The sequence below is a fragment of the Micrococcus sp. iso_229 genome (genome assembly GCF_058072725.1).
The window spans coordinates 13,195-37,899 of record NZ_JBYRDV010000002.1 but is presented as its reverse complement, the minus strand read 5'-3'; the positions used below and the strand labels follow the sequence as shown (position 1 = coordinate 37,899).

At 70.3% G+C, this 24,705-nt stretch carries 25 protein-coding genes and 1 pseudogene; 4 read left to right on the top strand and 22 right to left on the bottom strand.

Features of this window, described 5'->3' with window-relative positions; translation table 11 throughout:
• Window positions 1-26 precede the first annotated feature (26 nt).
• Window positions 27-1,082 (top strand): AAA family ATPase, encoded by a 1,056-nt coding sequence (locus AC3RKA_RS11380; RefSeq protein WP_489727609.1) that lies wholly within the window; start codon window positions 27-29, stop codon window positions 1,080-1,082.
• A 328-nt stretch (window positions 1,083-1,410) separates the two neighbouring features.
• Here the strand turns inward: AC3RKA_RS11380 and AC3RKA_RS11375 are convergent.
• Window positions 1,411-2,302, bottom strand: a pseudogene (locus AC3RKA_RS11375) (IS5 family transposase); the annotation flags it as partial.
• A gap of 46 nt (window positions 2,303-2,348) precedes the next feature.
• The gene (locus AC3RKA_RS11370; RefSeq protein ID WP_002857209.1) at window positions 2,349-2,501 is read right to left on the bottom strand and encodes a hypothetical protein; all 153 of its coding nucleotides are present in this window, start codon (window positions 2,499-2,501) and stop codon (window positions 2,349-2,351) included.
• Window positions 2,502-2,691: 190 nt separating this feature from the next.
• Between AC3RKA_RS11370 and AC3RKA_RS11365 the strand changes: the two genes are divergently transcribed.
• Together AC3RKA_RS11365 and AC3RKA_RS11360 are read left to right on the top strand one after the other, a co-directional pair.
• Window positions 2,692-3,966 (top strand): Nramp family divalent metal transporter, encoded by a 1,275-nt coding sequence (locus tag AC3RKA_RS11365; protein WP_080981713.1) that lies wholly within the window; start codon window positions 2,692-2,694, stop codon window positions 3,964-3,966.
• Between the two features lie 25 nt (window positions 3,967-3,991).
• Entirely contained in the window at window positions 3,992-4,663 is a 672-nt protein-coding gene (locus AC3RKA_RS11360; protein WP_049147408.1) for a metal-dependent transcriptional regulator, read from the top strand.
• A 155-nt stretch (window positions 4,664-4,818) separates the two neighbouring features.
• Here the strand turns inward: AC3RKA_RS11360 and AC3RKA_RS11355 are convergent, their stop codons facing one another.
• From AC3RKA_RS11355 to AC3RKA_RS11335, 5 genes are all read right to left on the bottom strand, one after another.
• Complete coding sequence (locus tag AC3RKA_RS11355) at window positions 4,819-5,631, bottom strand: AAA family ATPase (protein ID WP_002857202.1); 813 nt, start codon at window positions 5,629-5,631, stop codon at window positions 4,819-4,821.
• The gene (locus AC3RKA_RS11350) at window positions 5,628-7,022 is read right to left on the bottom strand and encodes a TnsB C-terminal domain-containing protein (RefSeq protein WP_002857201.1); all 1,395 of its coding nucleotides are present in this window, start codon (window positions 7,020-7,022) and stop codon (window positions 5,628-5,630) included. The genes AC3RKA_RS11355 and AC3RKA_RS11350 overlap by 4 nt, the downstream gene beginning before the upstream one ends.
• A gap of 6 nt (window positions 7,023-7,028) precedes the next feature.
• On the bottom strand, window positions 7,029-7,631 hold the full coding sequence (locus AC3RKA_RS11345) for a recombinase family protein (protein WP_002857200.1): 603 nt from the start codon (window positions 7,629-7,631) through the stop codon (window positions 7,029-7,031).
• A 140-nt stretch (window positions 7,632-7,771) separates the two neighbouring features.
• Complete coding sequence (locus tag AC3RKA_RS11340; RefSeq protein ID WP_002854173.1) at window positions 7,772-8,356, bottom strand: uracil-DNA glycosylase family protein; 585 nt, start codon at window positions 8,354-8,356, stop codon at window positions 7,772-7,774.
• The gene (locus AC3RKA_RS11335) at window positions 8,353-9,510 is read right to left on the bottom strand and encodes a TDT family transporter (protein ID WP_002854171.1); all 1,158 of its coding nucleotides are present in this window, start codon (window positions 9,508-9,510) and stop codon (window positions 8,353-8,355) included. Before AC3RKA_RS11335 ends, AC3RKA_RS11340 begins: the two co-directional genes overlap by 4 nt.
• Window positions 9,511-9,580: 70 nt before the next feature.
• On the opposite strand from AC3RKA_RS11335, the gene AC3RKA_RS11330 reads away from it, so the two are divergent.
• The gene (locus AC3RKA_RS11330) at window positions 9,581-10,507 is read left to right on the top strand and encodes a LysR family transcriptional regulator (RefSeq protein WP_002854169.1); all 927 of its coding nucleotides are present in this window, start codon (window positions 9,581-9,583) and stop codon (window positions 10,505-10,507) included.
• On the opposite strand, the gene eno is transcribed toward AC3RKA_RS11330, so the two are convergent.
• The 15 genes from eno to AC3RKA_RS11255 form a co-directional block, all read right to left on the bottom strand.
• A complete protein-coding gene (gene eno, locus AC3RKA_RS11325; RefSeq protein ID WP_002854168.1) occupies window positions 10,492-11,826 on the bottom strand; it encodes a phosphopyruvate hydratase in 1,335 nt (444 codons plus the stop codon). The two genes, AC3RKA_RS11330 and eno, sit on opposite strands and share 16 nt — an antisense overlap.
• A gap of 142 nt (window positions 11,827-11,968) precedes the next feature.
• Window positions 11,969-12,454: an inorganic diphosphatase gene (locus AC3RKA_RS11320; protein ID WP_002854167.1), complete on the bottom strand. Its 486-nt coding sequence runs from the start codon at window positions 12,452-12,454 to the stop codon at window positions 11,969-11,971.
• 47 nt (window positions 12,455-12,501) lie between these two features.
• Window positions 12,502-12,873, bottom strand: a complete 372-nt coding sequence (locus AC3RKA_RS11315) for a fluoride efflux transporter FluC (RefSeq protein ID WP_002854166.1) — start codon at window positions 12,871-12,873, stop codon at window positions 12,502-12,504.
• On the bottom strand, window positions 12,870-13,373 hold the full coding sequence (locus AC3RKA_RS11310; protein ID WP_002854165.1) for a fluoride efflux transporter FluC: 504 nt from the start codon (window positions 13,371-13,373) through the stop codon (window positions 12,870-12,872). The genes AC3RKA_RS11315 and AC3RKA_RS11310 overlap by 4 nt, the downstream gene beginning before the upstream one ends.
• Window positions 13,370-14,107: a 2,3-bisphosphoglycerate-dependent phosphoglycerate mutase gene (locus AC3RKA_RS11305; protein ID WP_063718739.1), complete on the bottom strand. Its 738-nt coding sequence runs from the start codon at window positions 14,105-14,107 to the stop codon at window positions 13,370-13,372. Before AC3RKA_RS11305 ends, AC3RKA_RS11310 begins: the two co-directional genes overlap by 4 nt.
• Window positions 14,108-14,112: 5 nt before the next feature.
• Entirely contained in the window at window positions 14,113-14,619 is a 507-nt protein-coding gene (locus AC3RKA_RS11300; protein ID WP_002854163.1) for a universal stress protein, read from the bottom strand.
• Window positions 14,620-15,098: 479 nt separating this feature from the next.
• A complete protein-coding gene (locus AC3RKA_RS11295) occupies window positions 15,099-15,833 on the bottom strand; it encodes a DUF4145 domain-containing protein (RefSeq protein ID WP_119218016.1) in 735 nt (244 codons plus the stop codon).
• 10 nt (window positions 15,834-15,843) lie between these two features.
• Complete coding sequence (locus AC3RKA_RS11290; RefSeq protein ID WP_135101137.1) at window positions 15,844-16,305, bottom strand: hypothetical protein; 462 nt, start codon at window positions 16,303-16,305, stop codon at window positions 15,844-15,846.
• On the bottom strand, window positions 16,302-17,081 hold the full coding sequence (locus AC3RKA_RS11285; RefSeq protein WP_153239422.1) for a hypothetical protein: 780 nt from the start codon (window positions 17,079-17,081) through the stop codon (window positions 16,302-16,304). Before AC3RKA_RS11285 ends, AC3RKA_RS11290 begins: the two co-directional genes overlap by 4 nt.
• On the bottom strand, window positions 17,074-18,843 hold the full coding sequence (locus tag AC3RKA_RS11280) for a hypothetical protein (RefSeq protein ID WP_262391185.1): 1,770 nt from the start codon (window positions 18,841-18,843) through the stop codon (window positions 17,074-17,076). Before AC3RKA_RS11280 ends, AC3RKA_RS11285 begins: the two co-directional genes overlap by 8 nt.
• 45 nt (window positions 18,844-18,888) lie before the next feature.
• Complete coding sequence (locus AC3RKA_RS11275; protein WP_119218014.1) at window positions 18,889-19,092, bottom strand: hypothetical protein; 204 nt, start codon at window positions 19,090-19,092, stop codon at window positions 18,889-18,891.
• Window positions 19,082-19,930 carry a glutaredoxin domain-containing protein gene (locus AC3RKA_RS11270; protein ID WP_262391184.1) on the bottom strand — a complete coding sequence of 283 codons (849 nt, stop codon included), beginning with the start codon at window positions 19,928-19,930 and terminating at the stop codon, window positions 19,082-19,084. Before AC3RKA_RS11270 ends, AC3RKA_RS11275 begins: the two co-directional genes overlap by 11 nt.
• Window positions 19,931-20,026: 96 nt before the next feature.
• Window positions 20,027-20,581 (bottom strand): hypothetical protein, encoded by a 555-nt coding sequence (locus AC3RKA_RS11265; protein ID WP_119218013.1) that lies wholly within the window; start codon window positions 20,579-20,581, stop codon window positions 20,027-20,029.
• 4 nt (window positions 20,582-20,585) lie between these two features.
• Entirely contained in the window at window positions 20,586-21,221 is a 636-nt protein-coding gene (locus AC3RKA_RS11260; RefSeq protein ID WP_119218012.1) for a prepilin peptidase, read from the bottom strand.
• Window positions 21,202-24,687 (bottom strand): hypothetical protein, encoded by a 3,486-nt coding sequence (locus AC3RKA_RS11255; RefSeq protein WP_135101135.1) that lies wholly within the window; start codon window positions 24,685-24,687, stop codon window positions 21,202-21,204. The genes AC3RKA_RS11260 and AC3RKA_RS11255 overlap by 20 nt, the downstream gene beginning before the upstream one ends.
• Window positions 24,688-24,705 lie beyond the last annotated feature (18 nt).

Below are 24,705 nucleotides of genomic sequence, written 5' to 3'. Positions count from 1 at the left end.
TTCCGCCTCGCAGCTACGCTCACCTCATGACCCGGATGAGCGTGCTCGAGGCCTGGACCTGGATCAACGAGTACGGCAGCGCGATCGGCGCCGTCGCCGGCGTTGTCGCCGCGCTCGTCGCGATCATCGCGCTCATCTCCGCCGCCCTGGACAGCAAAGCCCGATCCCAGCCGATGATCGCCGCCGAGTTCCGCCCCGCGGTCGATAGCGACTCCTCCATCGACTTCATCATCACCAACCTCGGACCGACCCCCGCGCGAGACATCACCGTCACCTTTAATCCGCCCATAGTCATCCCCGACGACTCCGACCGGCTCCTCGCGCCCTACCTCGTCAAGCGCTACGAACGCCCCATCCCGGTTCTTAACCCGGGCCAGATTCTCTCGAACACCTGGTGGGCCGGCCGCGCCGGCACCGGGAACGAGCTCACAAACCACGAACCGACGCCCGACGAGGTGAACGTCACCAAGATCTATGCCGCGGCCCACCGCGCCCGGACCGTCTTCTACACGCCCGAGGTCTCCGCGACGATGCGCGCCCTGCAAGAGGACCTCCGGCACGACATGATCCGCACCGAACGCTGCATCGAGGAACAACTCGTCCTCCACGGCGGCCACGTCGACCACGCGCACGGCCCCAACCCGTCACTGCTCGAGCTGATCATCATCGATGAGTCCGAACGCCTCACCGGCAACGCCATCGAGTGGCTCCGCGACCAGTACGACCGAACAGGCATCGCGATGATCCTGATCGGCATGCCCGGCATCGAGAAGCAGTTCACTCACTACCCACAGCTCTACAGCCGACTCGGGTTCGCCCACCAGTACCGCCCCCTCGGCCACGACGAGCTGCTGTTCGTCCTCGAACGTCAATGGCGCAAGCTCGGCAAGACCCTCGACCCCGACGACTTCACTGACGCGCAAGCCATCGCCGCCGTCGAACGCATCACCCGCGGCAACTTCCGTCTCCTCGAACGTCTCCTCCCACAGATTCAACGTGTCCTGAAGATCAACGAGCTCGACGTCATCACCAACGACGTCGTCGAAGCCGCCCGCAGCACCCTCGTCATCGGCACCACCTAACCCGACACGGAACGCAGCGAAAACCGCGACACAGAGCGAAGCTGCTCACACCCGTGGTGCCGCAGGCCTCAGTGCGGTCCAGGCCGAGCCGGCAGGTACCGTCGGTGCGTCCTACGGATCCGTTGGCCGGGACGGCGAGGCCGTTGGTCGCGTTGTAGGTCTTCCCGTTGTTCAAGGCGATCCGGGAGGTGCCGCCGTTGCTGGTGGAGGAGACGGATCCGGTGCGCACCCCGCAGGCCGCGGCCTCGTCGCTGAGGCGGAAGTCGAAATCGAGGGCCACCTGCTTGTTGGACAGCCTGCCGAGCGTCTCGTTGGTGATGCGCAGGTAGGGCATGTCTGACAATCGTTTTGACCATGCGAGCACAGCATTCAGGACCAGAGCGGCCCTGTAGATGATCGCGTACTTGTCATACCGGGTCGCCAGACCCCGCCACTGCTTCAGGTGAGCGTACTGACGCTCGATGACGTTGCGGCCCTTGTAGGCGTCCGCGTCGAGGCTGACGGGGCGCCCGCCGCGGGCACCGCGCCGTCTGCGGTGGCCCTGCTGGTCGGCCGGTTCGGGGATGACCGCTTTGATCCCACGGGCACGTAGGTGGGTGCGGATCGCCCGGGAGGAGTACGCCTTATCGCCCAGCACGGCCTCGGGGCGAGTCCGGGGCCGCCCTACTGGCCGGGTCACGCGCAGCTGCGCCAGAAGAGGAAGCAGCATCGGGGAGTCCCCTGCCTGGCCGGGGGTGATCAGGCTGACCAGCGGCAGCCCGGTCCCATCGACGAGCTGATGGATCTTCGTGCTCAGCCCGCCACGGGAGCGCCCGATGCCGTGATCGGCCGGCTCCTCACGCGGATTCTTGTAGTTCGACCCATCCCCCTGTGTGGCGGGTGATGTTCGTCGCGTGCTGATGCGCGCGGGCGATCGTGGAGTCCACCGAGACCGACCAATCGATCAGGCCTTCGGCGTCAGCGGCGGCGGTCAGCGTGGCCAGCACCGTGTCCCATGTGCCTTTTTCGGCCAAGCGCCGATGCCAGGTCCACACGGTCTGCCAGGGCCCGTAGACCTCGGGCAGATCCCTCCAAGCGATTCCGCACCGGTACCGGTAGATGATCGCCTCCACCATGGTGCGGGCGTCGGCGAACGGCCTGCCGGCGCGGCCGGTCCGGGTCGGGAGCATCGGGGCGATCAACTCCCATTGTGCGTCGGAGAGCATCTGGAACCGGGACATGTCCCCAGGGTCTCAGCTGACTCGTGCATCTATTCTCAGACACGCCCTAGGTCAGGGTGAACGCCGAGGCTGGGAGGGGCTTGCCTGCGGTGTACCCCGCGCAGGAGGAGGCGGCCATGGCGGGCGCGGCCGTCGATGCGGCCACGGCCGGCACGGCCCAGGCGAGGCCGGTGGCTACTGAACGGCGGGAGATTTCCATGAGGGGTACTCCAGTTAGGGCACACAAAAGAATTCAGGTGCACACGATTAGGTTCGTGAAAGCAGGAGTGTTCGGCTACGGCCGTCGGTGCATCTGAGACTGCCGGGGTGCCGGGGTGTGGTCAGACCACCTGTCTCCTCAGAGTTCAGGTATGTTAAATCTCATGCATGCATCGCCATTGGAGCCTCGGATGACCGCCGGTGTGGATCGGCCGGCGGATGGCAAGGTCGCCGTGGAGAGGGTGGATCGCCCCGGTCGTCGGGGAATGCGGCTGCTGGGGCCGGCCTTCGTGGCGGCGGTGGCCTATGTGGACCCCGGCAATGTGGCTGCGAACCTGACGGCGGGGGCCCAGTACGGGTACCTGCTGGTCTGGGTGCTGGTCGCAGCGAACCTGATGGCCATGCTCGTGCAGTACCTCTCGGCGAAGCTCGGGCTCGTCACCGGCCGCTCGCTTCCGGAGCTGCTGGGGCACCGGTTGCCGCGCGGGCGGCGTTTGGCGTACTGGGTGCAGGCGGAGATCGTGGCCGCCGCCACGGATCTGGCCGAGGTGATCGGAGGGGCCATTGCCCTGCACATCCTCTTCGGTATCCCCCTGCTGGCCGGCGGGGTGATCGTCGGGGTGGTCTCGATGATCCTGTTGGGTGTGCAGTCCCGGCGCGGGCAGCAGCCCTTCGAGTTCGTCGTCATGGGCCTGCTGGCCGTGATCACCCTCGGGTTCGTCTCGGGACTGTTCTACGGGCCCATCTCCTGGGGTGAGGCCGTGGCGGGCATGGTCCCCCGGTTCGAGGGAACCCAGACGGTGCTCCTGGCGGCCGGCATGTTGGGGGCCACGGTGATGCCCCACGCGATCTATGTGCACTCAGCTCTGGCGCGTGACCGCCATCAGGGGGCCCACGCTCATCCGGGCACCCTTGGCAGGCTGCTGCGGGCCACCCGGTGGGATGTGGGGCTGTCGCTTCTGGTGGCAGGGTCGGTGAACATCGCGATGCTGCTGCTGGCGGCGGCCAATCTCTCCGGGGTCTCCGGGACGGACAGCATCGAAGGTGCCCATGCGGCGATTACGGCCGCGCTGGGCCCCACGGTGGGTGTCCTTTTCGGCGTCGGCCTGCTGGCCTCCGGGCTGGCCTCCACCGCGGTGGGCTCCTATGCGGGGTCGGAGATCATGGGCGGGCTGCTGCACTGGCGCATCCCTCAGATGGTGCGACGGGTGCTCACGCTGATCCCCGCGCTGTTGGTCATCGCCTCCGGGGTGGATCCCACCTGGGCGCTCGTCCTCTCCCAGGTGCTGCTCAGTGTCGGCATCCCCTTCGCCATGATCCCCCTAGTCCGCCTGACCGGCGCCCGGGCCGTGATGGGCCGACACGTGAACTCCGCGCCCCTGCAGACGGCGGCATGGGTGGTCGTGGCTCTGATCGTGGCCCTGAACGCCGTGCTGCTGTGGCTGACGTTGACCGGGCAGGAGTGAAGGAGGCCCCGCTATCGTGCAGGCCATGAGCCTTGACGAGATCACTCCGGTGGCCCAGGACTACCTCAAGGCAATCTGGTCTGCCACGGAGTGGGGAGACGCGCCGCTGAGCACGAATAGCCTGGCCGCACGAATGGGCACCACCGCGCCCAACGTCACCGAGACGGTCAAGCGCCTGGCAGCTCAGGGCCTGGTCGAGTACCAGCCCTACAAGCCCGTGACCCTCACCGGGAAGGGACGCGAGCACGCGATCGCGATGGTGCGCCGACACCGGCTGCTGGAAAGCTTCCTCGCCGCGACCCTGGGCTACTCCTGGGACGAAGTCCACGCGGAAGCCGAACGACTCGAGCACGCCGCCTCCGACGAGCTGATCGAGCGGATCGATCAGATGCTGGGCCGCCCCACGCGCGATCCCCACGGCGACCCCATTCCCACTCCCGAAGGGCAGCGGGCACAGCCAGCCCACGCGGTCCGCCTGGACGTGGCCGAGCCGGGGTTCTACCGGGTCCTACGCATCTCCGACGCCGACCCGCAGCGTCTGGTCCGCTTCCAGCAGGCCGGACTCGTTCCCGGCACTGTCGTCGAGGTGACCGAGGCGGGCCACTCCCGACTGCGCGTGGTCGCAGTCGGGCCCGTGGAACTCATCGAGACGGATGCGGCTGCCATCTGGCTGGTGCCGAGCGCGACTCGAGGATGAATCGTCCTCACCTTCATTGCGCATCGGTGCCGCCCCCGTCGAGAAGCAGGCTGTCCAAGGGGGTATACCCCTTTACACACCCTGCCCGCCCACGAGACCATCACGTGTGAGCAGCTTCGCTCTGTGTCGCGGTTTTCGCTGCGTTCCGTGTCGGGTTAGGTGGTGCCGATGACGAGGGTGCTGCGGGCGGCTTCGACGACGTCGTTGGTGATGACGTCGAGCTCGTTGATCTTCAGGACACGTTGAATCTGTGGGAGGAGACGTTCGAGGAGACGGAAGTTGCCGCGGGTGATGCGTTCGACGGCGGCGATGGCTTGCGCGTCAGTGAAGTCGTCGGGGTCGAGGGTCTTGCCGAGCTTGCGCCATTGACGTTCGAGGACGAACAGCAGCTCGTCGTGGCCGAGGGGGCGGTACTGGTGGGCGAACCCGAGTCGGCTGTAGAGCTGTGGGTAGTGAGTGAACTGCTTCTCGATGCCGGGCATGCCGATCAGGATCATCGCGATGCCTGTTCGGTCGTACTGGTCGCGGAGCCACTCGATGGCGTTGCCGGTGAGGCGTTCGGACTCATCGATGATGATCAGCTCGAGCAGTGACGGGTTGGGGCCGTGCGCGTGGTCGACGTGGCCGCCGTGGAGGACGAGGTGTTCCTCGATGCAGCGTTCGGTGCGGATCATGTCGTGCCGGAGGTCCTCTTGCAGGGCGCGCATCGTCGCGGAGACCTCGGGCGTGTAGAAGACGGTCCGGGCGCGGTGGGCCGCGGCATAGATCTTGGTGTCGTCTTCACTGCGTGCGGCCCACCTGGCGATGAACGGGCCGATGCTGTCCCAGTGCGCGTAGCGGCGCGCTGAGAGGGTCTTGCCGACGCCGGCGGGCCCGAAGCAGACGCCGATGGTGTTCTGCTTCCGGACCGCGTCGGCAAACTCTGCGAACCGGCGGTGCTCCTTGGTGACGATGAACTGGCTCGTCATGACCGGTCCTCCTCGTAGGTCTTCAGTCGCGGCCGATCCGTCTCGACGGCTGCCGGTGTGGTGGTGTCGTCGAGTTTGGGATTGACGATCGCGATGCGTTCGTGGATCTGCCCGCGTAAAGCCCGGCGGTGAGCGTTCCTGGCGGCTTGGATCTGCTTGAGGCTGATCGTCTCGGTCTGGTGCTCGGTGCTGATCGCGGTGCAGAGGAACACGTCGCGGTGGAAGACGCGGATCTCGGTGACGTCGCGTGGGTCGTACCGGACACTCACGGTGCTACCGACGAACGGCGCGAGAGTGGCCGCGGTGTAGCGGAGGCCCTCGAAGTGGATGCCATCGCGCTGCACGACCCGCGTCGTGGGGACGGTGAGCAGGAACCCGTCGAGCTGTTCAAGGGACTCCGGGAGCCGTGGCAGCCACCCGTCTGCAATCCACGCGTGCAGTGGGCTCGTCCGGAGCTCGCGGTGGGTGCGGGCGTTGTAGCTGCGGATGAACGTGCTGATGGCACTGTCGACGCCGCCGAGATCCAGCGCCGGCGTCGGCGCCGAGGATCCGGCTGCGAAATGGCCGGGGAGCGTTGGGAGCAGTTCGGTGTTGATCGTGCCGAAGAACCGCTCGATCTTCCCGCGCCCCTGGGGCCGGGCGACCTGCGAGTGGATGATGCGGAGGTGCAGCACAGCGGCGGTGTCGCCGAGACGATGGCTGGTGAAGTCGGACCCGTGGTCCGTGTAGAGCACGTCCGGGATCCCGCAGACGGGCCAGTCCGGTTCCGGCTTGTGCCAGATCGCTTGGCGCAGCGCGAGCGCGGTGTTCGCCGCTGACGGGGCACCGAGGAACACCATGTACCCGCAGATCGCGCGGGAGTAGTCGTCGAGGATCACCGTCAACCACGGCCGTGCGGGCTTGCCGTTGGGCCCGACGATGAGCAGGTCAAGCATCGTGTGGTCCGCCTGCCAGATCGCGTTCGGGCGGTCCGCGCGACGTCGGAGCAGCAGCTCGTGTTTGTCACGGTATGACGCTGGCCCCTCGAGTGCGAGCGTCACCATTCCGGGATCGAGCCCGTTCACGATCGACCGCACGGCGGAGTACGACGGCGACGGCAGTCCCCGTTCAGCGCAGTGGACGCCAACCTGACGGTGAATGGTGGCGATCGACGGCCGCGGCTTGGTGAGCGCAAGCCCTTCGACCAGGCGGACGAGTTCCGGTGCTGTGCGTCGGACGCCATGGTCGGCGCGAGCGTCGTCGGCGAGGGCGGCGTATCCGCCTGTCCGGTAGCGGGCGAGCCAGCGTTGCAGGGTGCGCTCGGTGACGCCCGTGCTGCGGGCCAGAGTGGCAAGCGGGATTGCGTCCTCGACGTGCAGTCGAAGGATTCGCCACCGCTCGCTCGCGTCCATGACCGGCTACATCGTCGGTGAGGGCTTTGCGCGTCGGCGGGCGACGGGTTCGGCGTGCTTCGCGAGCGTCCGGTAGATGGTGGTGCGGCTGACGCCGAGGACATCGCCGATCTGCGCGACGGTCATGTCCTGCTGTTCGTAGAGCCGGCGTGCGGTGCGCACCTGGTCCGCGGAGAGCCGAGATGGTCGGCCGCCGGTTCTGCCGCGGGCTCGGGCGGCGGCGAGGCCGGCGTTGGTGCGTTCCTTGATGAGGTCCCGTTCGAACTCCGCCAGCGCAGCGAAGACGTGGAACACAAGCCGGCCACCGGGTGAGGTGGTGTCAATGGTCTCCTGCAGCGACCGGAACCCGATGCCGCGTTCGGCGAGTGCGTGCAGCTGGTCGATGAGGTGCCGGATGGATCGACCGAGCCGGTCGAGTCGCCAGACGACGAGAGTGTCGCCGGGGCGGAGCTGGTCGAGGAGCTTGTCGAGCTCGGGCCGGTGTTGCAGCGACCCGGACATGGTGTCGACGAACACGCGGTAGCAGCCGGCGGCGCCCAGCGCGTCGATCTGTAGCGACGCGTCCTGGTCGGTGGTGGACACGCGCGCGTACCCGAGGAGGTGACCCATGGAGAGAACGTAGCGAAACTCGACCAGGAGGGGTAGTGGCGGCACGTAGATTCCGGGATTGGGTTCCGTTACAAGACACGCCGCCTCACACGCTGCCGAACCGTCGGCACGGGCAGTTGTAGCGGAGTCGTTCGTATTTGCTACAGCCGGTGAGTCAGCGCCGCGAGCCGGAGCGCTTGGACGGAACGTCGTTGTTGTTCCGCGCGATGGCGGCCGTTGGCCGGAGAGGGGTGTGGTGCCGCGATGACGGGTACGAGTCGGGGGTGCTCGTCCAGGGTGAGGTGCCGCATGACTCCGTTGAGGGCGGCGGTACCGTACGTGACGATGGCATCGAGCACGGGGAGCACCTTGAGCAGAGTTTCGAGGGCGTGTCGCCCCTCGTCGATGTCCACAGGTCGGACGCGGCCGAGAATCTCCCACGGGATGAGGTTCCAGCGGAGGTAGTCGTTGCGTGCGAGTCCGGACTCGATGCGGGCTGCGCGGAACGCGGCCGCGGTCGGGCCCGGGTTGTCCTCGCTGCAGATCGCCGTGTGCGCTGCGGCGATCGTCTGGGGGCCGGGCGACTGCATGAGGACCAGGACGCGGCTGGATGTGCCGCCGGATCTCGGGTCGAAGTTCGGGACGAACCGCCGTGAACCGTCGGGTGCGGTGCGCCATGCCTCGGCGAGGGCGTTCAGGGATCGAACGTCCGCGACCTCGTCCGCGAGTTCGTCGGGGGTGCTCATGCCGGCTGTGGTGGTGCGAGGAGTGTGCCGCGGATGACGGAGCCGTGGAAGGTGCGGACGGCAACGGTGATCCACGCGGCGACGAGGCCCACGTAGTAGACGACTGCGAGGACGGCGACGACGGTGAGTCCGGAGTGCAGGGCCAGGCCGTTCAGGCCGGTGACGCAGGTGCCGACGGGGAACGTGAATGACCACCAGGTCAGGCTGAACAGCAGGTGTTCGCGGGCGGTGCGGATGGTGATGGCGAGGGCGATGACGGTCCACAGCAGCGCGAAGCCGAGCATCGCGAACCCGTACACCAGCGCCACGACCAGCAGTGCGTGGGCGGTCGACGCGTCGACGACGGCGGGGGCGTTCGATGCGAGGAGGTTTACCGCGGTGATGGACTGTCCGACCGGTCCGAGGACGATCCACAGGGTCGGCACCATACCGGCGGCACCGACCTTGTGTTGCGCGAGACGGTTCCAGATCAGCGTAATGACGACCAGGGACGTGATGAGGCTGAGGCCGAAGAAGCCGTAGCAGGACCACAGCAGGGTCTCCCGTGCCTGCCCGGCGGGGGCATACGGCAGGAGGAGCGCACCGGTCGAGGCGGACACCATCGGCGGGACGATCGGCATCAGCCAGCCGCCGAACGCGGATTCGGGCGTGTTCTCGTGGCGGGTGAACGCCAGGTACGGCACCAGGACCGCGGTGAGCAGGCCGCCGATGGTGCCGATGGTCCAGAGGACCCAGTCGACGGTGACGGCGGCGGGGAGGCCGATCCAGTCCTTGCCGAGGAGGATCGTGCCGGCGCCGACGGTGAGGAACGCCATGGGCGGTGCGCCGTAGAAGTGGGAAATCACCGGGTTGAGGTGGTGCTTCGCTGCGGTGCTCCGGTAGCGGACCCAGTGCAGGACCGTCGCGATGGTGAGGGCGACGAGCAGGACCGCCGCGATCGCCCAGACGACCGTCGCCGCCGTGCGCAGACCGGGGAACTGCAGCGGTAACGACGCGGCCGCGACGGCGACGATCCCGGTCCCCATGATCGACGCGAACCAGTTCGGGGTCAGGTTCGACACGATCAGGCCGGGCCGCTCCAGCTCCCGGAACAGCCGCCGGTCGCGCACACCGTGCTCAGAGGCTGCGGGTGCGTGGGCGAGGTGAGCGGACATGCACCCATCGTGCGCGTGTGCCCCGTGGTTCGGGAACGGCGGACTCGTTGGCAGGGCACAATGGTTGCTTGTGGCACTGCGGCGGTTGACGGACCGGATCCTGGACCTCGACACCCTCGAGGTCCTCGTCCGCGTCGCGGAGACCGGGTCGTTGACCCGCGCGGCCGAGGTGTTGGGGGTGACACAGCAGGCGGTGTCTGCGCGCTTGCGTGCCGCGGAGCAGGCGACCGGTCAGCCGCTGGCGCACCGGACGGCATCCGGGACCGCGCTGACCGACGCCGGCCGGGTGGTGCTCGGTCTCGCCGTCCCGGTGTTGGAGGCCTCCCGGCGGCTTGAAGCAGGCGTCGCCGCGCTGCGGGAACCGGCGGGATCCCTCGTGATCGCAGCGTCGCAGACGATCGCCGAACTCCTGCTGCCCGGATGGCTGCTCACCCACCGTGCTGCCACGCCGGATGCGTCGGTGCGTTTGATCGCGGGGAACTCCGCCGACGTGACCGACCTCGTCCGTTCCGGCGCTGCCGACGTCGGGTTCACGGAGACTCCTGCTGCGCCGATTGGCCTCTCATCGTTGGTGGTCGATGAGGACGAACTCGTGGTCGTCGTCGCCCCGCACCATCCTTGGGCAAGCGCTTCGGCCATCACCTCGGATGACCTCGCGGAGACACCCCTGCTGCTCCGTGAGGAAGGGTCCGGCACCCGCTCCACGGTCGAAGCGTGGCTCGACGACGCGGGTCTGACCCTGGTCCCGCCGGCTGCAGTGCTGGAAACGACTGGCATCATCCGCGCCAACGCTCGAGCGGGCATCGCGCCCGCGGTGATGAGTCTCCGCACCGTCGACACTGACCTCGAAGACGGTGCCCTCGTCCGGGCGCTACTGCTCGGCCCGCCACTGATCCGGCCGCTGCGAGCGATCTGGTCAGGCCGCCCGGGGCCCGCTGTGACGGCGTTCCTGGACACTGCTCGCAGCTCGAGTACCGGTGGTCAGATCAGTCCGTAGGGCAGCTCCGGGTGCTGCTCGGCGATCTCGGTGAGCCGGTTGTACTTCGCGACGCGTTCCCCGCGGCCGGGTGCGCCGGACTTGATCTGCCCGGTGCCGGTCCCGACAACGAGGTCCGCGATGAACGTGTCCGTGGTCTCCCCAGAACGGTGGGAGACCATGCTGGCCATCCCGATGCTCTTGGCGGTGGCGATCGCGCCGAGGGTCTGGGAGACGGTCCCGATCTGGTTCGGCTTGATCAGTGCCGCGTTCGTCAGCTGCTGCTCGCCGCCGTCGCGGATCCGCTGTGGGTCGGTGACGTAGAGGTCGTCGCCGACGATCTGGATCCGGTCGCCGAGCGCCGCTTGCATGCGGCGGAACCCCTCATGGTCGTCTTCCGCGAACGCGTCTTCGATGCTCCGGATCGGATACGTGTCGATGAGGTGCCGGTAGTAGTCGACCAGCCCGTCCCGGTCGAGGCTGTCGTTGAGCACCCGGTAGGAGCCGTCGCCCTGGGAGAACTCGTTCGCGGCCGGATCGAGCGCGATCGCCACCTGATCGACGCCCGGCTCGTAGCCGGCGGTACGGATCGCGTCGACGAGCAGGTCGAGCGCTTCCTCGGGCGCAGCGATCGACGGTGCGAAACCGCCCTCGTCGCCGAGGCCGAGGCTGCCGAACCGGTCCCGAACCAGCGCCGCGAGAGCGTGGTACACGTCTGCGCCGATTCGGACGGCGTCTGCCATCGAGCCTGCGTTGACGGGAGCGATCATGAACTCCTGGAAGTCCAGCTCGTTCGCTGCGTGCGCGCCGCCGTTGAGGACGTTGAAGTGCGGGACCGGCATCCGCGGCGTCGAGCCGGTGATCTCAGCGATCCACTGCCAGAGCGGGAGGTCCGCGGCATGGGCGAGGGCCCTGGATGCGGCGATCGAGGTGGCGACAACGCTGTTCGCGCCGAGCCGGCGGTACCCGGTGGTGCCGTCGAGTTCGGCAAGGGCGGCGTCGATCTGCCCGATCGCCGACCACGACCGGCCGGTGAGGAGCCCTGAGATGTCGGTGTCGATCAGGTGGAGCGCCTGGGTGACGTCGCGGCCGCCGAACGCGGAACCGCCGTCGCGGAGCTCGACGGCTTCGTGGGCGCCGGTGGATGCGCCCGCGGGGGCGTCCCCGGTGACGGTGCGGCCGTCGTCGAGCTCGAGGGACACGCGGACGGTCGGGTAGCCGCGGGAGTCGAGGATGCGGGCGCCGTGGACGGCGTCGATGGTGACGGGGTGGTCGTGGTGGGTGACGTACTCACCCTGATGGGCTCCGTGGTGGTGGATGCCGCTGATGTAGTCGTTCATGGTGACGCTCCTTCGGTTCGGTTCGGGTCATGCGTCGAGCTGGTCTGTGGTTGGAAGGGGAAGCCGCGGGGAGGCGGAGGGACGACCTGCTGGCGATCACTCAGCGCCAGTGCCTCCCCGCGGCAGTCTGTGGACCCGTGGGTCACGGGTGTCGGGTGTGGGCGTTCTGTGCGGTGCGGATGACGGCTTCGGCAGCAGCACGGTCGGCCCACCCGTTGGTGGTGACGTGCTTGCCGTGCTCGATCTCCTTGTAGTGGGCGAAGAAGTGCTCGATCTCCGCCAGCGTGTGTTCCGGCACATCGGTGATGTCCCGCAGCTGCGCGAAGCGGTCGTCGCCAGCGGGAACGGTGAGGATCTTGTCGTCGCCGCCGTTCTCGTCGACCATGCGCAGCATCCCGACCGGCCGGACCGTGATGACGACGCCGGGGAACGTGGGACGGGGCAGGAGCACCAGGGCGTCGAGGGGGTCGCCGTCATCGCCGAGGGTGTTGTCGATGGAGCCGTAGTCCTGGGGGAACACCATGCTGGTGAACACCGCCCGGTCGAGCCGGATCCGGCCGGTGGTGTGGTCGACCTCGTACTTGTTGCCGCTGCCGCGGGGAATCTCGATCGTGACGTCGAACAGCATGGGTACCTCCGGTGCTGGAGCGGGTGGGTGGTCAGTGAGTGGGGTGGTCACAGGGTGCCGCCGAGGAGGATGCCGGCGGTCGCGGCGGCGACGGAGACGACGAGCATTCCGAGACCGTTGATCGCGGCGGCGGTGATCCGTCCGCTGCGGGCGAGGCGGACGGTTTCGAAGCTGGCGGTGCTGAACGTGGTGTAGCCGCCCATCACCCCGGTGCCGAGGACCGCGACCGGCACCGCGCCGAGGTGCGTGGCGGCGCCGACGATGATCCCCAGCAGCAGCGACCCGGTGATGTTGATCGTCAGCGTGCCGACGGGGAGCCGGAACTCCCGGCCGGTGTTGATCAGCCCGTCGAGGAGGAACCGACCGGCAGCGCCGGCACCGCCACCGAGGGCGACGACGACGATGAGGGCGGCGTTCATGCTTCCTCCGTTCGGGGACGGAACCAGCCGGCGACGACGAGACCGCAGGCGGTCGCGATCGCGCCGGATAGGACAGTGAGGAGCGCGTAGCCGGTGCCAGCGAGGCCGTGGCCGTCGAGGAACAGGGCGGCGGTGGACTCGGCGAGGGTGCTGTAGGTGGTGAACCCGCCGAGGACCCCTGTCCCGAGGAGCAGCCGCAGCACCCTCCGGCGACCGGCATCGGGCCCACGGTGCGCGAGCGCTTCCAACAGCACACCGAGGGCCAGCGCCCCGGTGATGTTGATCCAGAAGATCGACCAACTCACCCCGCCATCGGCAGGGAGCACGCTACTGATGACGTCGCGGAGGGCAGTACCGCCGGCCCCACCGACGGCGACGAGGCCGACGTACCGCCACCGCAGATGCACCGGCCGCATGGTCGTTGCCGGGTCGGAGACGTCGACGTCCGGGTCGGGAGGGAGCTGGTCGTCGGGCATCGGGGTGTCCGTTCGGGTGGTCATGTTCCGCCTTCTGCCGCGACCAGCGCCGCGGCGTGCTGTGCTGCTACCGGATCCAGGAACGCCCCACCCCGCGGGACGAGAGCACCCGTCGGGGCGAGGTGGTACTGCACGGGTTGCCCGGTCGGCAGGTTGAGCTGCTCGAGCTCCGGGTCGGTGAGGTCGTCGATGCATGCGCAGAGTGCGCGGAGCGAGTTCCCGTGCGCGACGACGAGGACGCTCCGCCCTGACCGCACCATCGGCAGGAGCCGGTCGTGCAAGACGGGGCGGACCCGCTTGATGACGTCCGAGAGTGCCTCGGTGCGTCGGAGGGCGCCGTCGGGCAGGCCGCGCAGCGCGGAGCTCGACCGCAGTTCCTCCCACAGGTGCAGCGACATCGGTGGCGGTGTGCCGGTACGGGACCTGCGGAGCCGCACGTACTCGTCGTCACCGAGCATCCGACGGGCGTCGGTCTTCGTCATCCCGGTCAGGGCACCGTAGTTGCGTTCGTTGAGCTGCCACACCGCTTCCGTGGGCAGCTGTGTCCCGAGGGCGTCGCAGACCAGTTCGGCGGTGCGGACGGCACGGCGCAATGTGGAGGTGACCACGACGTCCGGCGTGATGTGGTTCGACCGGAGGAGCTGTCCGGCTGCGGATGCTTGCCGTTCGCCGCGGTGCGTGAGCGGGACGTCGAGGAGCCCGGTGAAGGTGCCGGCTTCGTTCGCGGTGCTCTCCCCATGCCGCAGGAGCGTCAGCATGCCCGTCACGGGGCTTCCGACGGGAGGAGGACGGTGGCGCCGACCGGGTCGTGCGGGACGACCAGTATCGGCCGGTGCTGCTGATGCGTCAGGTGCGCGGCGACGGACCCGGTGAGCAGTTCCGCTATCCGGCGTCGGCCAGCCTGGGATCCGACGACGATCATCACCGCGTCACGTTCCTCAGCCACCGCAGCGAGTGCGTGACTCGGGTCCCCGACGCGGGAGACGAAGTCCACGTCGACCGATCGCGCCGCAGCAAGATCTCTGATGACCCGCATGTCTTCGTCGGGGAGCTGCTGCGGGTCGCTGTCCGCCGTGTCCGGGTCGATCGGTTCGATGATCTCCGACCCGTCCGCACGCACCCCCGCTGACAGCAGCGCCGGATCGACGACCACACACACCAGGCGGGCGCTGAAGCGTTCAGCGACGGCAGCCGCGACACCGACGACGTCGTGCCCCTGCCCGGACTGCACACCGACCACGACAACACCGGCAGTGTTCGACTCGACCATGACATCTCCCTACCTCAGGCGCACAGAAGCGCAACCAGCTGAGATAGGGACTGTTGTCGACGAGTGTCGAGGTTGGGTCCGGCAAGCCCCACTGCCGGGTCCGAAGACACCACCAGTATGCACCCACCACCCCATGCCCGCACCGACGATCTTCCGCACCTCGAGAACCGGTCCGCTTCGTGACGCGGGACGACAGGGAGAGAAGCTTGAAGGACGACACAGAGCGAAGCTGTTCACACGCCAGGCCGATTCTTCTGCCTGAATGCGGGTGACCCACCCAGCGGGCACCCATGCCTGCAACCGTTCGGTGCTGGGCGCCTCCTCCCAGGCGATCAGCACATGGGTGCTCGACCAGCGGGCAGCCATCGCATCGACCCGTCCCCGGTCGGGGAGCATGACCCGCACGTAGGGGGCGTCCTGGTAGAGCGCGGAGTGGACCTCCTCGGGGCTGCGGAAGGCCGGCGGCTCGTAGACCGGGATCACGACGCCGCGCGCGGTCCGCGGGCGGCGTCGTGGCGAGCCTTGCGGGCCGCGCGCATGCTGGCCTTCTGGGCCGGCTGCTCGTAGAGGACGAAGGCGGCCTCCCAGAGCAGCTCGGCGACGTCGGCGATCTCCTCGGGGGCGTACTGCACGCCGGCATGGATGCTGTCGTTGCCCACGACGCGGGACTCATGCAGGTCCTCCAGCACCTCGGCGTCCAGCCGCGGGGTCAGGCTGTTGATCTTGGCCTTGAGGTCCCGGCCGGTGCCGCCCTGGTCCTTGACCATCTCCTCGGTGGCCGCGCGGTAGAGGACGCCGGCGGCGCGCAGTGCCCCGGCGTCCTCGCAGATGCTGGCCTCCTCGTAGATCGAGGCGACGCCCGCTGGGGCGGCCTCGGGAAGCTGCCGCGGGGGCTTGGCCGGCACGATCATCGTCCGGGACGTCCGTTCCTCAGCGGTCATCGTCCGGTCGTCGGCCTCACGCTCCCTCGAGTGCTCGAGGAGGACGATGGTGCGATCGCAGAACTGGCAGCTGTAGACAAGGACCAAGTCCCTGGCCTGGCGCATCCTCTCGAGGTACCCGGTCGCACCCCCCTGAGCCGGGTCTGGCACGGGCTGGCGCGCGTAGTACGGATCCCAGGTCGGGCTCACCTGCGCCTGGCCGACGAGGTGGGCTGCCACGTGGTGTCCGCAGTGGGGGCAGAGGCCGGTGCCGTCGGTGAAGTCCTCGCTCATGCCGGTCAGTCTAGGGGCGGGCTCCGCGCGGCTGGGCCTGCTCACGCTGGGCCACACGCGCGCTGTGCAGCGCTCCGGGGCGGGGGGAGGTCTCGTGCTTGAAGGCCAGGTAGTCGACGACGTCAGGCTCGCACCAGAGCCGTCCGCGGGTGACCGGCTCGGGGAACTGGCGGTCGCGCTGGCGCAGGGAGCGGGCCGAGCGCTCGGCCACGCCCAGCAGCTCGTTGACCCGCGGCTCGGCGATCAGGCCGATCACCCGCGGGTCCAGGCCCGCCTCGTGCAGCTCGGTGGCCGCACTGGCCGCGCGGTGGCGCACGGCGGTGGTGGCCGCCTCGTAGGAGTTGGCCCCGGCCGCGCGGGCGAGGATGTCCAGCAGTGCCGCGGGGGGCCGGTAGGGGCCCTGGTGGGCGTGGGGGTCCAGGGCCTCGTCCCACCGGCGTGCCGGCGGGGCCGGCTTCTCGTGCTGATTCATCCCCATCGGGTGCGTCCTCCTCGTCGTCCCCACCGGCGGGCGCCGGCCTCATCCTGGGCCACGCGTTCCTCCTTGGAGCGCACGGCGTTGAAGCTGGTCACGGACAGTCCCACCAGCTGGCCCTGCGTGACGGCGTCGCGGGCGTAGCGGTCGCCCATCTGGGAGGCGATCCAGCCGCCCATGTCCCCGCCGTTGCGGTCGCGCACGTCGGAGACGACGTCGGCGGCCAGGTAGCCGCCCTTGGAGCCGACGTCGAAGGTGCGGGTGCGGCCGCCGCCGATGTCCACGGTGGCGCGGATGTGCACGCGCTTGTCCTGGTGACGGGCGCCGCGGGCGACGTTGACGATCGACATGCGGGCCGCGTGCAGGCCGGCCCCGCGCTCGGGCGATCCGACGGTCTTGGGCAGCTGGATCCGCACGATCCGGTTGCCGTCGGGCAGGTGGGTGGTCGTGGTGGAGTGGCGGGTCAGGGAGGGCCCGCGCCGGGTGTCCCTGGGGACCACGGTGGGCTTCTTGGCTCCGCGCTTGGCGCGCACGGGCACGATCTTGCCGGCCGCGTTGCGCCGGCGCCGGGGCGCCTTAGAGACGGCGCCGGTCTCGTGCAGCTCGGTCAGCGCGTCCCGGTAGGACTCGCCCGAGGTCTCCCCGCGGGCGATCTTCTGCATCATGCGCGGGGAGCGGTTCATGGCCGCGCCGAGTTCGGCCCAGGTGAGTCCGTAGGCCGAGCGCACCCGGGTGACGAGCTCGGCGGGGCTCAGCTGTGCCGGGTCACTCACCGTCGGCCTCCTGCTCGTCGTCGCCGGGCAGGTAGTCCGTCCCGTCGACGGGGGCGGCCTGCATCTCGTATTCGGAGTAGGCGGCGTCCACGCCCAGGCGCGCGGCCTTGGCGCGCAGCCTGTTGCGGGCGGTCTCGTCGGCGGGAATCTTCAGCGGTCCGGGGACGTAGCCCTGGAGGCGCATGCGTCCCACCCGGCCGTCATCACCGCCGCCACGCTCCTCGGTCAGGGACCAGGAGGGGACCTCGGTGGTGTAGATCGCGTCGCCGCGCACGCCCAGCAGGGTGTGGGCCGGCACGTGCAGGGCCCCGCCCTGGAAGCCATCGGCCATGGGTCCGGAGAGCATGCGCGCCCGGGCCCGGCCCCAGACCTGCACGGCGAACTCGGGGTGGTAGTAGCGCTGAGCCTGGCCGTCGAAGCGCGGCTTGGTGGTCCAGATGAAGGCCTTGCCGTGCTGCTTGACGTCGGGGGCGTTGGCCGGGACCTCCTTGGGGTCGAAGGTGATGTGGGTCTGCACGCGCCCGCGGGCCGCGAAGTTGCCGATCGTGTTGATCAGGATCGAGCGCAGTGCCGCGGAGACGGCGGTCTTGATGACCTCGTCCATCAGCGGGTCGCCGGCGACGGCGGCGCGAGCCTTGACCAGGTTGTCCTTCCAGGTGTCCAGCGGGCGTGCGCGCACGCGCCGGTCGCGGTCGCGGGCGCCGGGGACATCGGTGGTGAACGCGACGGACTCGATGGGGTCCAGCTGCCAGCCGTGGCGGGCGGCGACGAAGAACTCGGCGGCGTCGATCCAGGCGCTCCCGGTGGCGCCGGGGCGGTTGGGCCAGTACCAGCCCTCGGAGGCCTTCTCGTGCTGGACGCCGATCAGGCCGATGTGGTCCCAGGTGTCGGGGACCTTGAACTGCACGTGCACGCGAGCGCGGGCGTAGGGGTTCTCCCGGAGCATGTCCGCGGTGTCGTCGCGGCGCAGCCGGTACCCGGGGCCGATGCCCAGCTCACTGCACATGGCTCCGTACATGAAGCGGCCGTCGACGTAGGCGAAGCCGTCGATTTTGGGGGTCTTCACCGGGTCGTGCAGGGGGATGCAGTCCGGGTGAGTGTCCGAGGAGGATCCGGCCACAAGGTGCTCGACGTGGTGCTGGCCGGAGGTGCGGTGCAGCTCCTCGGCGATGTCCTCGGTCAGCGGGTACGGCTCGAGGTTCTTCGGCAGGGTCAGGGCCCAGAGGTTGGCGCCGGTGGCGGTGGGGCTGTCCATGAGCTTGGCTCCGCGGAAGTGCGCACCGATGATGCCTTCGGTGGCCTGCCAGGCCAGGCGGGCCTGCTCCGGGCTCAGCGGGGCGTCGCCGAACCACCCGGAGACGAACTGCACCAGCATGCGCTTGCCGGTCTGGCGGTGCTCGAAACGGCCGGTGGCCGGGGAGCCGAGGTTGTGTCCTCCGTCGATCCAGCCGGGAGTCTGCACCAGCAGCCAGTGGCGCTTGCCCGGCGCGGCCACCGGGGTCTTGCCCGTGAAGAAGATCCGGTCCACACCGACGGCGGCCGCAGTGTCGAGCATGTCGGTGAGGTTCGGGTTCTTCCGACGCGGGCCGATCTTCGGCGGCACCGCCTGCCCGTTGTCCAACACGCCCCGGCCCGTGGTGTAGTCCGCCCACAGGTTCTTGCGGGCGGCGAGGTTGCGGTAGGCCACAGGGCGGAACGTGGTGGGGGTGTTGTCGCGCAGGCCAGCGCGCCCTCCGGGACGCTCGCGGTTGGAGTAGGCCATGGGGACCTCCGGTCGATCTGACAGTTAGGACAACCCTACATTGCGCTAAACCTCCTCGGTAGGGAGCAGGTCCAGCGCGTCGAGCTGGCCGGGCAGCACCGCGGGCGGGGACGTGTCGTGGAGATCGTCGGTGCCGGCCTCCGGGGTCGGCTGGCCGGCGCGGGCCAGCAGGGCGAGCTCGGCGGCCAGGGTGTGGGCACCGCCGTGGCGGCTGCGGTGGCGGGCCAGGCGGCGACGGTCACCTGGCATGGGCCATCTCCGTCTCCAGGGAGCTGCGCCAGAGCGAGGTGTGCACCACGGTGGAGCCGGCGGCCATGGTCTGGCCCAGGTGGTGGGCGATGCCGCGGCAGGAGACGGACAGGTGGATGCCGACGGAGCGGCCCAGGCGGTGGATGCCCAGCAGGAGGTTCTCGGCGACGTCGGCCTCGTGCTCCCCGGCCGGGGCGAGGTCGGCCCAGCGCTGGCGCAGATGGGCGTAGCCGTCCAGGACGAGAACGATGGGCTGGAAGGGCTCGGGGCGCTCCTTGGCGAGGGAGGCGACCTCCACCAGGTGGTAGCGCTCGCGCATCAGCTCGCTGGCGGCACGGATGCGCTCGAGCTGGTCGCTGACGTCGGCGGTGACCACCTGCGCATACCGATGGTCCTCGACCTTGTCCAGCTCCCCGGGCAGGCCCAGGCCCCAGGCCTGCCAGCCCACGGAGACCGCGGTCTCCATGATCCCGCGCTGGATCACGCTCTTGCCGCTGTCGCGGTCGCCGATGATCAGCAGGTGACCCTGGCGGGGGTCCCAGAGCACGTGCTCTCCGGCCTCGGCGGGGCCCACGTCGATCGTGGCCTGCACGTCGGCGGCCGGCGCGGCCTCCGGGGCCGGGGAGGCGTAGCGGTCGGGGAGGTAGCCGTACCAGTGCTCCCCGGTGGCCTCGTCCACGGTGACCGGCGCGCTGGAGTAGCCCATCTTGCGCAGCTTCTCGACGGCCGCGGGGTCCTGGGAGACGTCGACGAGGGTGTGCGGGATCTTGTGGGCGCGCAGGTGGGCCTTCACGGTCATGCAGGGGCCACAGCCGGGGCTGGTGTAGATCGTGTACATGGGTGCTCCTCGGTCAGGGAGATGGTCGGGGCCATGGCCGGCCCTCACTTCCCATAAGGCCGGCATCCGGCGCTGATGTCCCTCCCCGTTCCGGGGTCAGATTTCATGCGCCGGGTGCAGCAGCAACGCGTCGGCGGGGATCGTCGAGGTGTGCTCGAGGTGCCCAACCTTGAGGCCGGCGGCCAGCAGGGCCTGGACCGCGGGATGGTCCTCGGCCAGGTCCTGGAGGAGGACCAGGGGGACGTGTCGCGGAGATGCGGGCGGCGCCGCTTCCTCGGCCGGCGCGGCCGGCAGCGGCGGCTCCGTCGCACCATCCGCAGTGAGGGTGCCTTCTGGCTCGGCTTCTGGCGTGGGTTGTGGTGTGGAGTTCAGGCCGGCCTTCCGTTGCAGGCGGGCGAGGTCGGCGTGGCGGTCCGGGGGCAGCTTGGCGGTCTCGAGCAGCTCGAGGGCGCTGGTGAGTCCGGTGTGGTCGCCGCTGGCGAGCCAGGTGGCCACGATCAGGCCCACGCGGCCGGCCTTGCCGGAGTCGTGGCCGGGGTCGCCGGGAACGGGGTGGGCCGCGGTGAGGTCGTCGAGCTGGGCGTGCTTGAGCCCGGCGGTGAGCAGGCCGGTCAGTGCACGGCGGTCGCGGGCGGAGAAGGTGCGGGGCACCTGGTCAGGATGCCAGGTAGCCCAGGACGGCGAGCAAGGCGAGCACGTGCCCGGCGACGAGGTACGGGGCCATGGGCACGCGGGTCTTGCGCTGGCCGCGCAGCAGGGCCGGGACCGCGCCGAACAGGGCGGCGAGCACGTAGCTGGCCAGGATGGCCAGCACCCAGGCACCGGGGCCGTGGGCGCCGATGGCCAGGGCGGCCACGGTGACGAGCTTGACGTCGCCCATGCCGGTGCCGCCGATCAGGTGCATCACCATCAGCACGACGGCGGCGATCACGGTGACCACCAGCCCCTGGAGGGCCCAGGCGCCGTAGCCGGTGACCAGCAGGCCCACCGCGGCGCCGAGGTTGATGGTGCCCAGGGCGGCCACGGCCCAGTTCGGGATGAGCCGGTGGGCCCGGTCCACGCGCGCCATGTAGGTGCCCAGGCAGGCCAGGGCGATCAGGGCGAGCGCGGCGTGGACCATGAGCACGGGCAGCCCGGCGACCGCGGCGCCGGTGATGCCCAGCAGGGCAGCCAGGGCCGCGCCGGGGCCGATCAGGGTGCGCACCGTCCGCGGCGGCACCGTGTAGGGCGCCGGCGCGGGGTCGGTGGCCGCGGGGGACGTGTCGTGGAGATCAGGCGACACGGTAGCCATGGGCCCGCAGCTCCTCGATCAGGGCGGTGGTCTCCACCTCGGGCTCGAGGTCCTCCTCGAAGGACTCCAGGTAGGAGTAGAGCTTCTCGATCAGGCGGGTGACCTCGGTGTGGTTGCCGGCGGCGGCCTCGGTGACCAGAGCGTCGCGCCAGGCGGCCTCGTTGGCGGGGTCGATCGCGCGGCCGACGCGGGCGGCCAGCTGGGCGTGCTCGCGGTGGCCGGCGGCCAGGGAGCGGGCCACGAGCTCGTGGGCGGCGTCGCAAATGGTCTGGACCATCTCCTGGACCAGGGTCTCGGTCCAGGCGACGTTGGAGGCCTTGGCGTGCTCGAAGGGCACTCCCCTCACCAGACGCATGGCGGCGACCAGGGCGGGGGTGGAGGCCTTCACGGGGTCATCGCCGATCAGGGACTGCACGACCTGCCAGTCGGTGAGCACGTCCTCGTGGACGCGGTAGCCCTCGCTGCCCACGGCGGGCAGGTAGGGGGTGCCGTCCGCGGCCTGGCCGAGCAGGCGGCGGGTCTGGCCGGTGAGCTTGTTGCGGTTGCTGGAGGCGGACTTGCCGTCGGAGCGCTGGGTGGGCCAGAACGCGGCGTGGACGGCCTCGGCGCTCGCGCCGGGGTGCAGGGCCAGGTAGGCGGCCAGGGCGACGCAGCGGGCGGTCTGGGTCGCCGAGACCTCGCCGGTGGCTGCGGTGACGGGGGCCTGGCCCTGGGCGCCGACGAGCTTGAGCTCGCCGAGCATCAGGATCATCGGGGCCTGGGTGGTGGCCTGCTCCAGCAGGTGTGCGGCGTCCAGGTCGATCTGCTTCTGCGGGTCGGTCGAGGCCAGCTGCTCGGGGGCGGCGTCCTTCTCGTCCTCGTCCTCCGCGGGGGACGTGTCGTGGAGATCGGTGGCCGCCTCCTGCCGCGCCGGCTCGGCGGTCGCGGCCGGCTCGGGCTCGGGCTCGGACTCGGGCTCGGGCTCGGACTCGGGCTCGGGCTCGGGCTCGGGCTCGGGCTCGGGCTCGGGCTCGGGGGCAGTCTCGGCGGGTCCCGCGGTCTCGGTGACTGCGACGACGGCCGGGGTCTGGTCCTGGGGCTCGGGGGTGATGTCCTCGGGCTCGGTCGGCACGGCGGCCGCCGCGGCCTGGTCCTGGCTCTCCTCGTCCTCGTCCTCGTCCTCGTCCATGGTGTCGTGCGGGGCGGGCGCAGGGGTCGGGGTGTGGCGGGCGGCCTGGGCGGCGAGCACGTCCTCCTCGTTCTCCTCGGCCGGATCGGTCTCGTCCTCGGCGGTCTCAGCGGCGGGGACCGCGGGCTCGGGGGTCAGGGGCAGGTCCTGGGTGTTCTCCTCCTCGTGGAGCATCTCCTCGAGATCGGCCACCGCGCTGAGGTGGAGGCGCTCGTCCAGGACGGTGTTGATGTCGATCGTGGTGGTCGTCCCACGGCCGGTGGAGCGGGGGTTCTCCAGGGCGGTGGCCAGCAGCTCCTTGATCCGCTCGCCCTCCTCGGGGGTGATCTTCTGCGGGCGCAGGTGCTGATTGACCGGGAGCAGGTCGGCGTGGTCCTCGTCCTCGAGGTTCAGGATCCAGTCGGAGGCCAGGGGGTTGGCGGTGGTGACCGCAGCGATGCCCAGCCGCGGGATGGCGCCGGCCAGGTCGGTGAGGCGACGTGCCTGGGCGGGGGTGGGCTCCAGGCCCAGCAGGACGATCTCGGGGCCGAAGGCCTCTTCCTGGTTGGCGGCGCGGGCCTGGTCGAGGGTGGCGGCGTCCTGCTCGTCGAGGGCGCGGCGGATGTCCTTGGCCTTGCCGTCGAGCTGGCCGATCAGCTGGTCCAGGTCGTCGATCTGGCGGACGCGGCCGTCGCTGACGACCTTGGCCAGGCCGTCGGCGACTCCGACGAGCGTGATGGTGACGTTCTCGGACCAGCTGGAGGTGGCCAGCTCCACGGCCATGGCGTCGAGGACCTGGGTGGTCAGCTGGGGGTCGCCGTCGATGCCGAGGGTGCCCAGGCGCTCGAGGTCGAGCAGGACCTGGGAGCGAGTGTCGTCCTGGCCGACGGTGACCAGCGAGGGGTAGGGGGCGGCGGGCAGGTCGGGGTCGATGTCGATGGAGCCGGAGGCCAGCGTCCAGACGACGCCGTCGTCGGTCTCGGCCACGAAGGGCTCGGGCAGCTGCGCGGGGGCCATGAGGTAGAGGGCGATCTGCTCGGGCGAGACGCGCACGAGGAACAGCTCGGGCAGGTCCTGGCCGTTCTCGTGGGCCCAGCGGGCCAGCCAGCGCTGGACGACGTCGAGCTCCTCGGCCTGCTCGGGCTCGGCGACCACGCGCAGCTGGGTCTCCAGCTGCGCGGTCTGCTCCTCGGGCATGGGGACGGACTGGCCGGGCTGGCGGCGGCGGCGCTGGAGCTGGCGGCGCAGGCCGACGATGCCCAGCAGTCCGGCCGCGGCGAAGGCGCCGATGCCGCCGATGGTGGCCCATGCGGGGACCTCCTCCGGGGCAGCCTGCTCCTGGTGGGAGGACAGATCGGCGGGGGCCGGCGCGGTCTGCGTGAACGCGCCGCCGGGGACGGCGGAGGGGCCCTCCTGCTCGGCGGGGGCCGTGGAGGGTGCCGCAGACACGGCCTCGCCGGGCAGCGGGTGCTGGGCGTCCTGGGCCGGTGTGGAGTCCGAGGCGGCGCTCGGGGCGGCGGCCGCCTCGGGGGCCGCCGTGGCCGAGTCGTCGGCAGGGGCGGAGGGTTCGGCCGACGCCGATGCGGAGGGCGCCGCCGGGGCGGGGGCCGGCTGGGCGTCCGTGTCGGTCTGCGCCGGGGCGGGGGCCTGCTGGGAGGGGGCCGGTGTCGCGGAAGTGGAGCCGGCGCCGGTGGGGCCGTCGGGCAGCTCCACGGTCCAGCCGGTCATGATGAGGTCGGGATCGGTGAGGGTCTGGCCGTCGGCCTGGGGCGTGGAGCGCATCTGCTCGGCGAGCTCGCCCCACCGGCTGCCCTGGCCCAGCTCGTCCCGGGCGATGCCCCAGAGCGTGTCTCCCTCCTGCACGGTGTAGGTCCGCTCCCCCGCGGCGGCCGGGGTGTCCTGGGTGGTCTGGCCCTCCTGGGCCATGGCGACGGCGGCGGGAGCGGAGGCGGTGTCCTGCGGGGTCAGGGCGAAGGCGGGGCTGCCACCGCCGAGGGCGAGCACGGCGGCGATCAGCGCGCCGGCCAGGGCCTGCTGCGGGCGCAGCGCTCCGCCCAGGTTGGGGGTCTCGACGCGGCGGATGAGGCTGATCACCTCGACCACGAGCGAGTAGACGAAGGAGGCCCAGAAGCCCCACGCGATCAGGGGCAGCACGGTGCCCATCAGGAACGTGCCGCCGAAGTCGATGCCGGTCAGGGCCTGCTGGAGCTCGGCGGTGCTGGGGATGGGGTTGCCGGCCAGCAGGATCAGGGCGGCGGGGATGCCGACCACCAGGGCGGTCAGGGCCAGCAGGGCCGCAAGGCCTTTGAGGGTGCGCATGGGGCGTGTCTCCGCTCG

Coding starts and splice junctions, on each gene's coding strand:
- AC3RKA_RS11380 (WP_489727609.1), top strand. CDS start 27: ATGACCCGGATGAGCGTGCTCGAGGCCTGGACCTGGATCAACGAGTAC.
- AC3RKA_RS11370 (WP_002857209.1), bottom strand. CDS start 2,501: ATGGAAATCTCCCGCCGTTCAGTAGCCACCGGCCTCGCCTGGGCCGTG.
- AC3RKA_RS11365 (WP_080981713.1), top strand. CDS start 2,692: ATGACCGCCGGTGTGGATCGGCCGGCGGATGGCAAGGTCGCCGTGGAG.
- AC3RKA_RS11360 (WP_049147408.1), top strand. CDS start 3,992: ATGAGCCTTGACGAGATCACTCCGGTGGCCCAGGACTACCTCAAGGCA.
- AC3RKA_RS11355 (WP_002857202.1), bottom strand. CDS start 5,631: ATGACGAGCCAGTTCATCGTCACCAAGGAGCACCGCCGGTTCGCAGAG.
- AC3RKA_RS11350 (WP_002857201.1), bottom strand. CDS start 7,022: ATGGACGCGAGCGAGCGGTGGCGAATCCTTCGACTGCACGTCGAGGAC.
- AC3RKA_RS11345 (WP_002857200.1), bottom strand. CDS start 7,631: ATGGGTCACCTCCTCGGGTACGCGCGCGTGTCCACCACCGACCAGGAC.
- AC3RKA_RS11340 (WP_002854173.1), bottom strand. CDS start 8,356: ATGAGCACCCCCGACGAACTCGCGGACGAGGTCGCGGACGTTCGATCC.
- AC3RKA_RS11335 (WP_002854171.1), bottom strand. CDS start 9,510: ATGTCCGCTCACCTCGCCCACGCACCCGCAGCCTCTGAGCACGGTGTG.
- eno (WP_002854168.1), bottom strand. CDS start 11,826: ATGAACGACTACATCAGCGGCATCCACCACCACGGAGCCCATCAGGGT.
- AC3RKA_RS11320 (WP_002854167.1), bottom strand. CDS start 12,454: ATGCTGTTCGACGTCACGATCGAGATTCCCCGCGGCAGCGGCAACAAG.
- AC3RKA_RS11315 (WP_002854166.1), bottom strand. CDS start 12,873: ATGAACGCCGCCCTCATCGTCGTCGTCGCCCTCGGTGGCGGTGCCGGC.
- AC3RKA_RS11310 (WP_002854165.1), bottom strand. CDS start 13,373: ATGACCACCCGAACGGACACCCCGATGCCCGACGACCAGCTCCCTCCC.
- AC3RKA_RS11305 (WP_063718739.1), bottom strand. CDS start 14,107: ATGCTGACGCTCCTGCGGCATGGGGAGAGCACCGCGAACGAAGCCGGC.
- AC3RKA_RS11300 (WP_002854163.1), bottom strand. CDS start 14,619: ATGGTCGAGTCGAACACTGCCGGTGTTGTCGTGGTCGGTGTGCAGTCC.
- AC3RKA_RS11295 (WP_119218016.1), bottom strand. CDS start 15,833: ATGAGCGAGGACTTCACCGACGGCACCGGCCTCTGCCCCCACTGCGGA.
- AC3RKA_RS11290 (WP_135101137.1), bottom strand. CDS start 16,305: ATGAATCAGCACGAGAAGCCGGCCCCGCCGGCACGCCGGTGGGACGAG.
- AC3RKA_RS11280 (WP_262391185.1), bottom strand. CDS start 18,843: ATGGCCTACTCCAACCGCGAGCGTCCCGGAGGGCGCGCTGGCCTGCGC.
- AC3RKA_RS11275 (WP_119218014.1), bottom strand. CDS start 19,092: ATGCCAGGTGACCGTCGCCGCCTGGCCCGCCACCGCAGCCGCCACGGC.
- AC3RKA_RS11270 (WP_262391184.1), bottom strand. CDS start 19,930: ATGTACACGATCTACACCAGCCCCGGCTGTGGCCCCTGCATGACCGTG.
- AC3RKA_RS11260 (WP_119218012.1), bottom strand. CDS start 21,221: ATGGCTACCGTGTCGCCTGATCTCCACGACACGTCCCCCGCGGCCACC.
- AC3RKA_RS11255 (WP_135101135.1), bottom strand. CDS start 24,687: ATGCGCACCCTCAAAGGCCTTGCGGCCCTGCTGGCCCTGACCGCCCTG.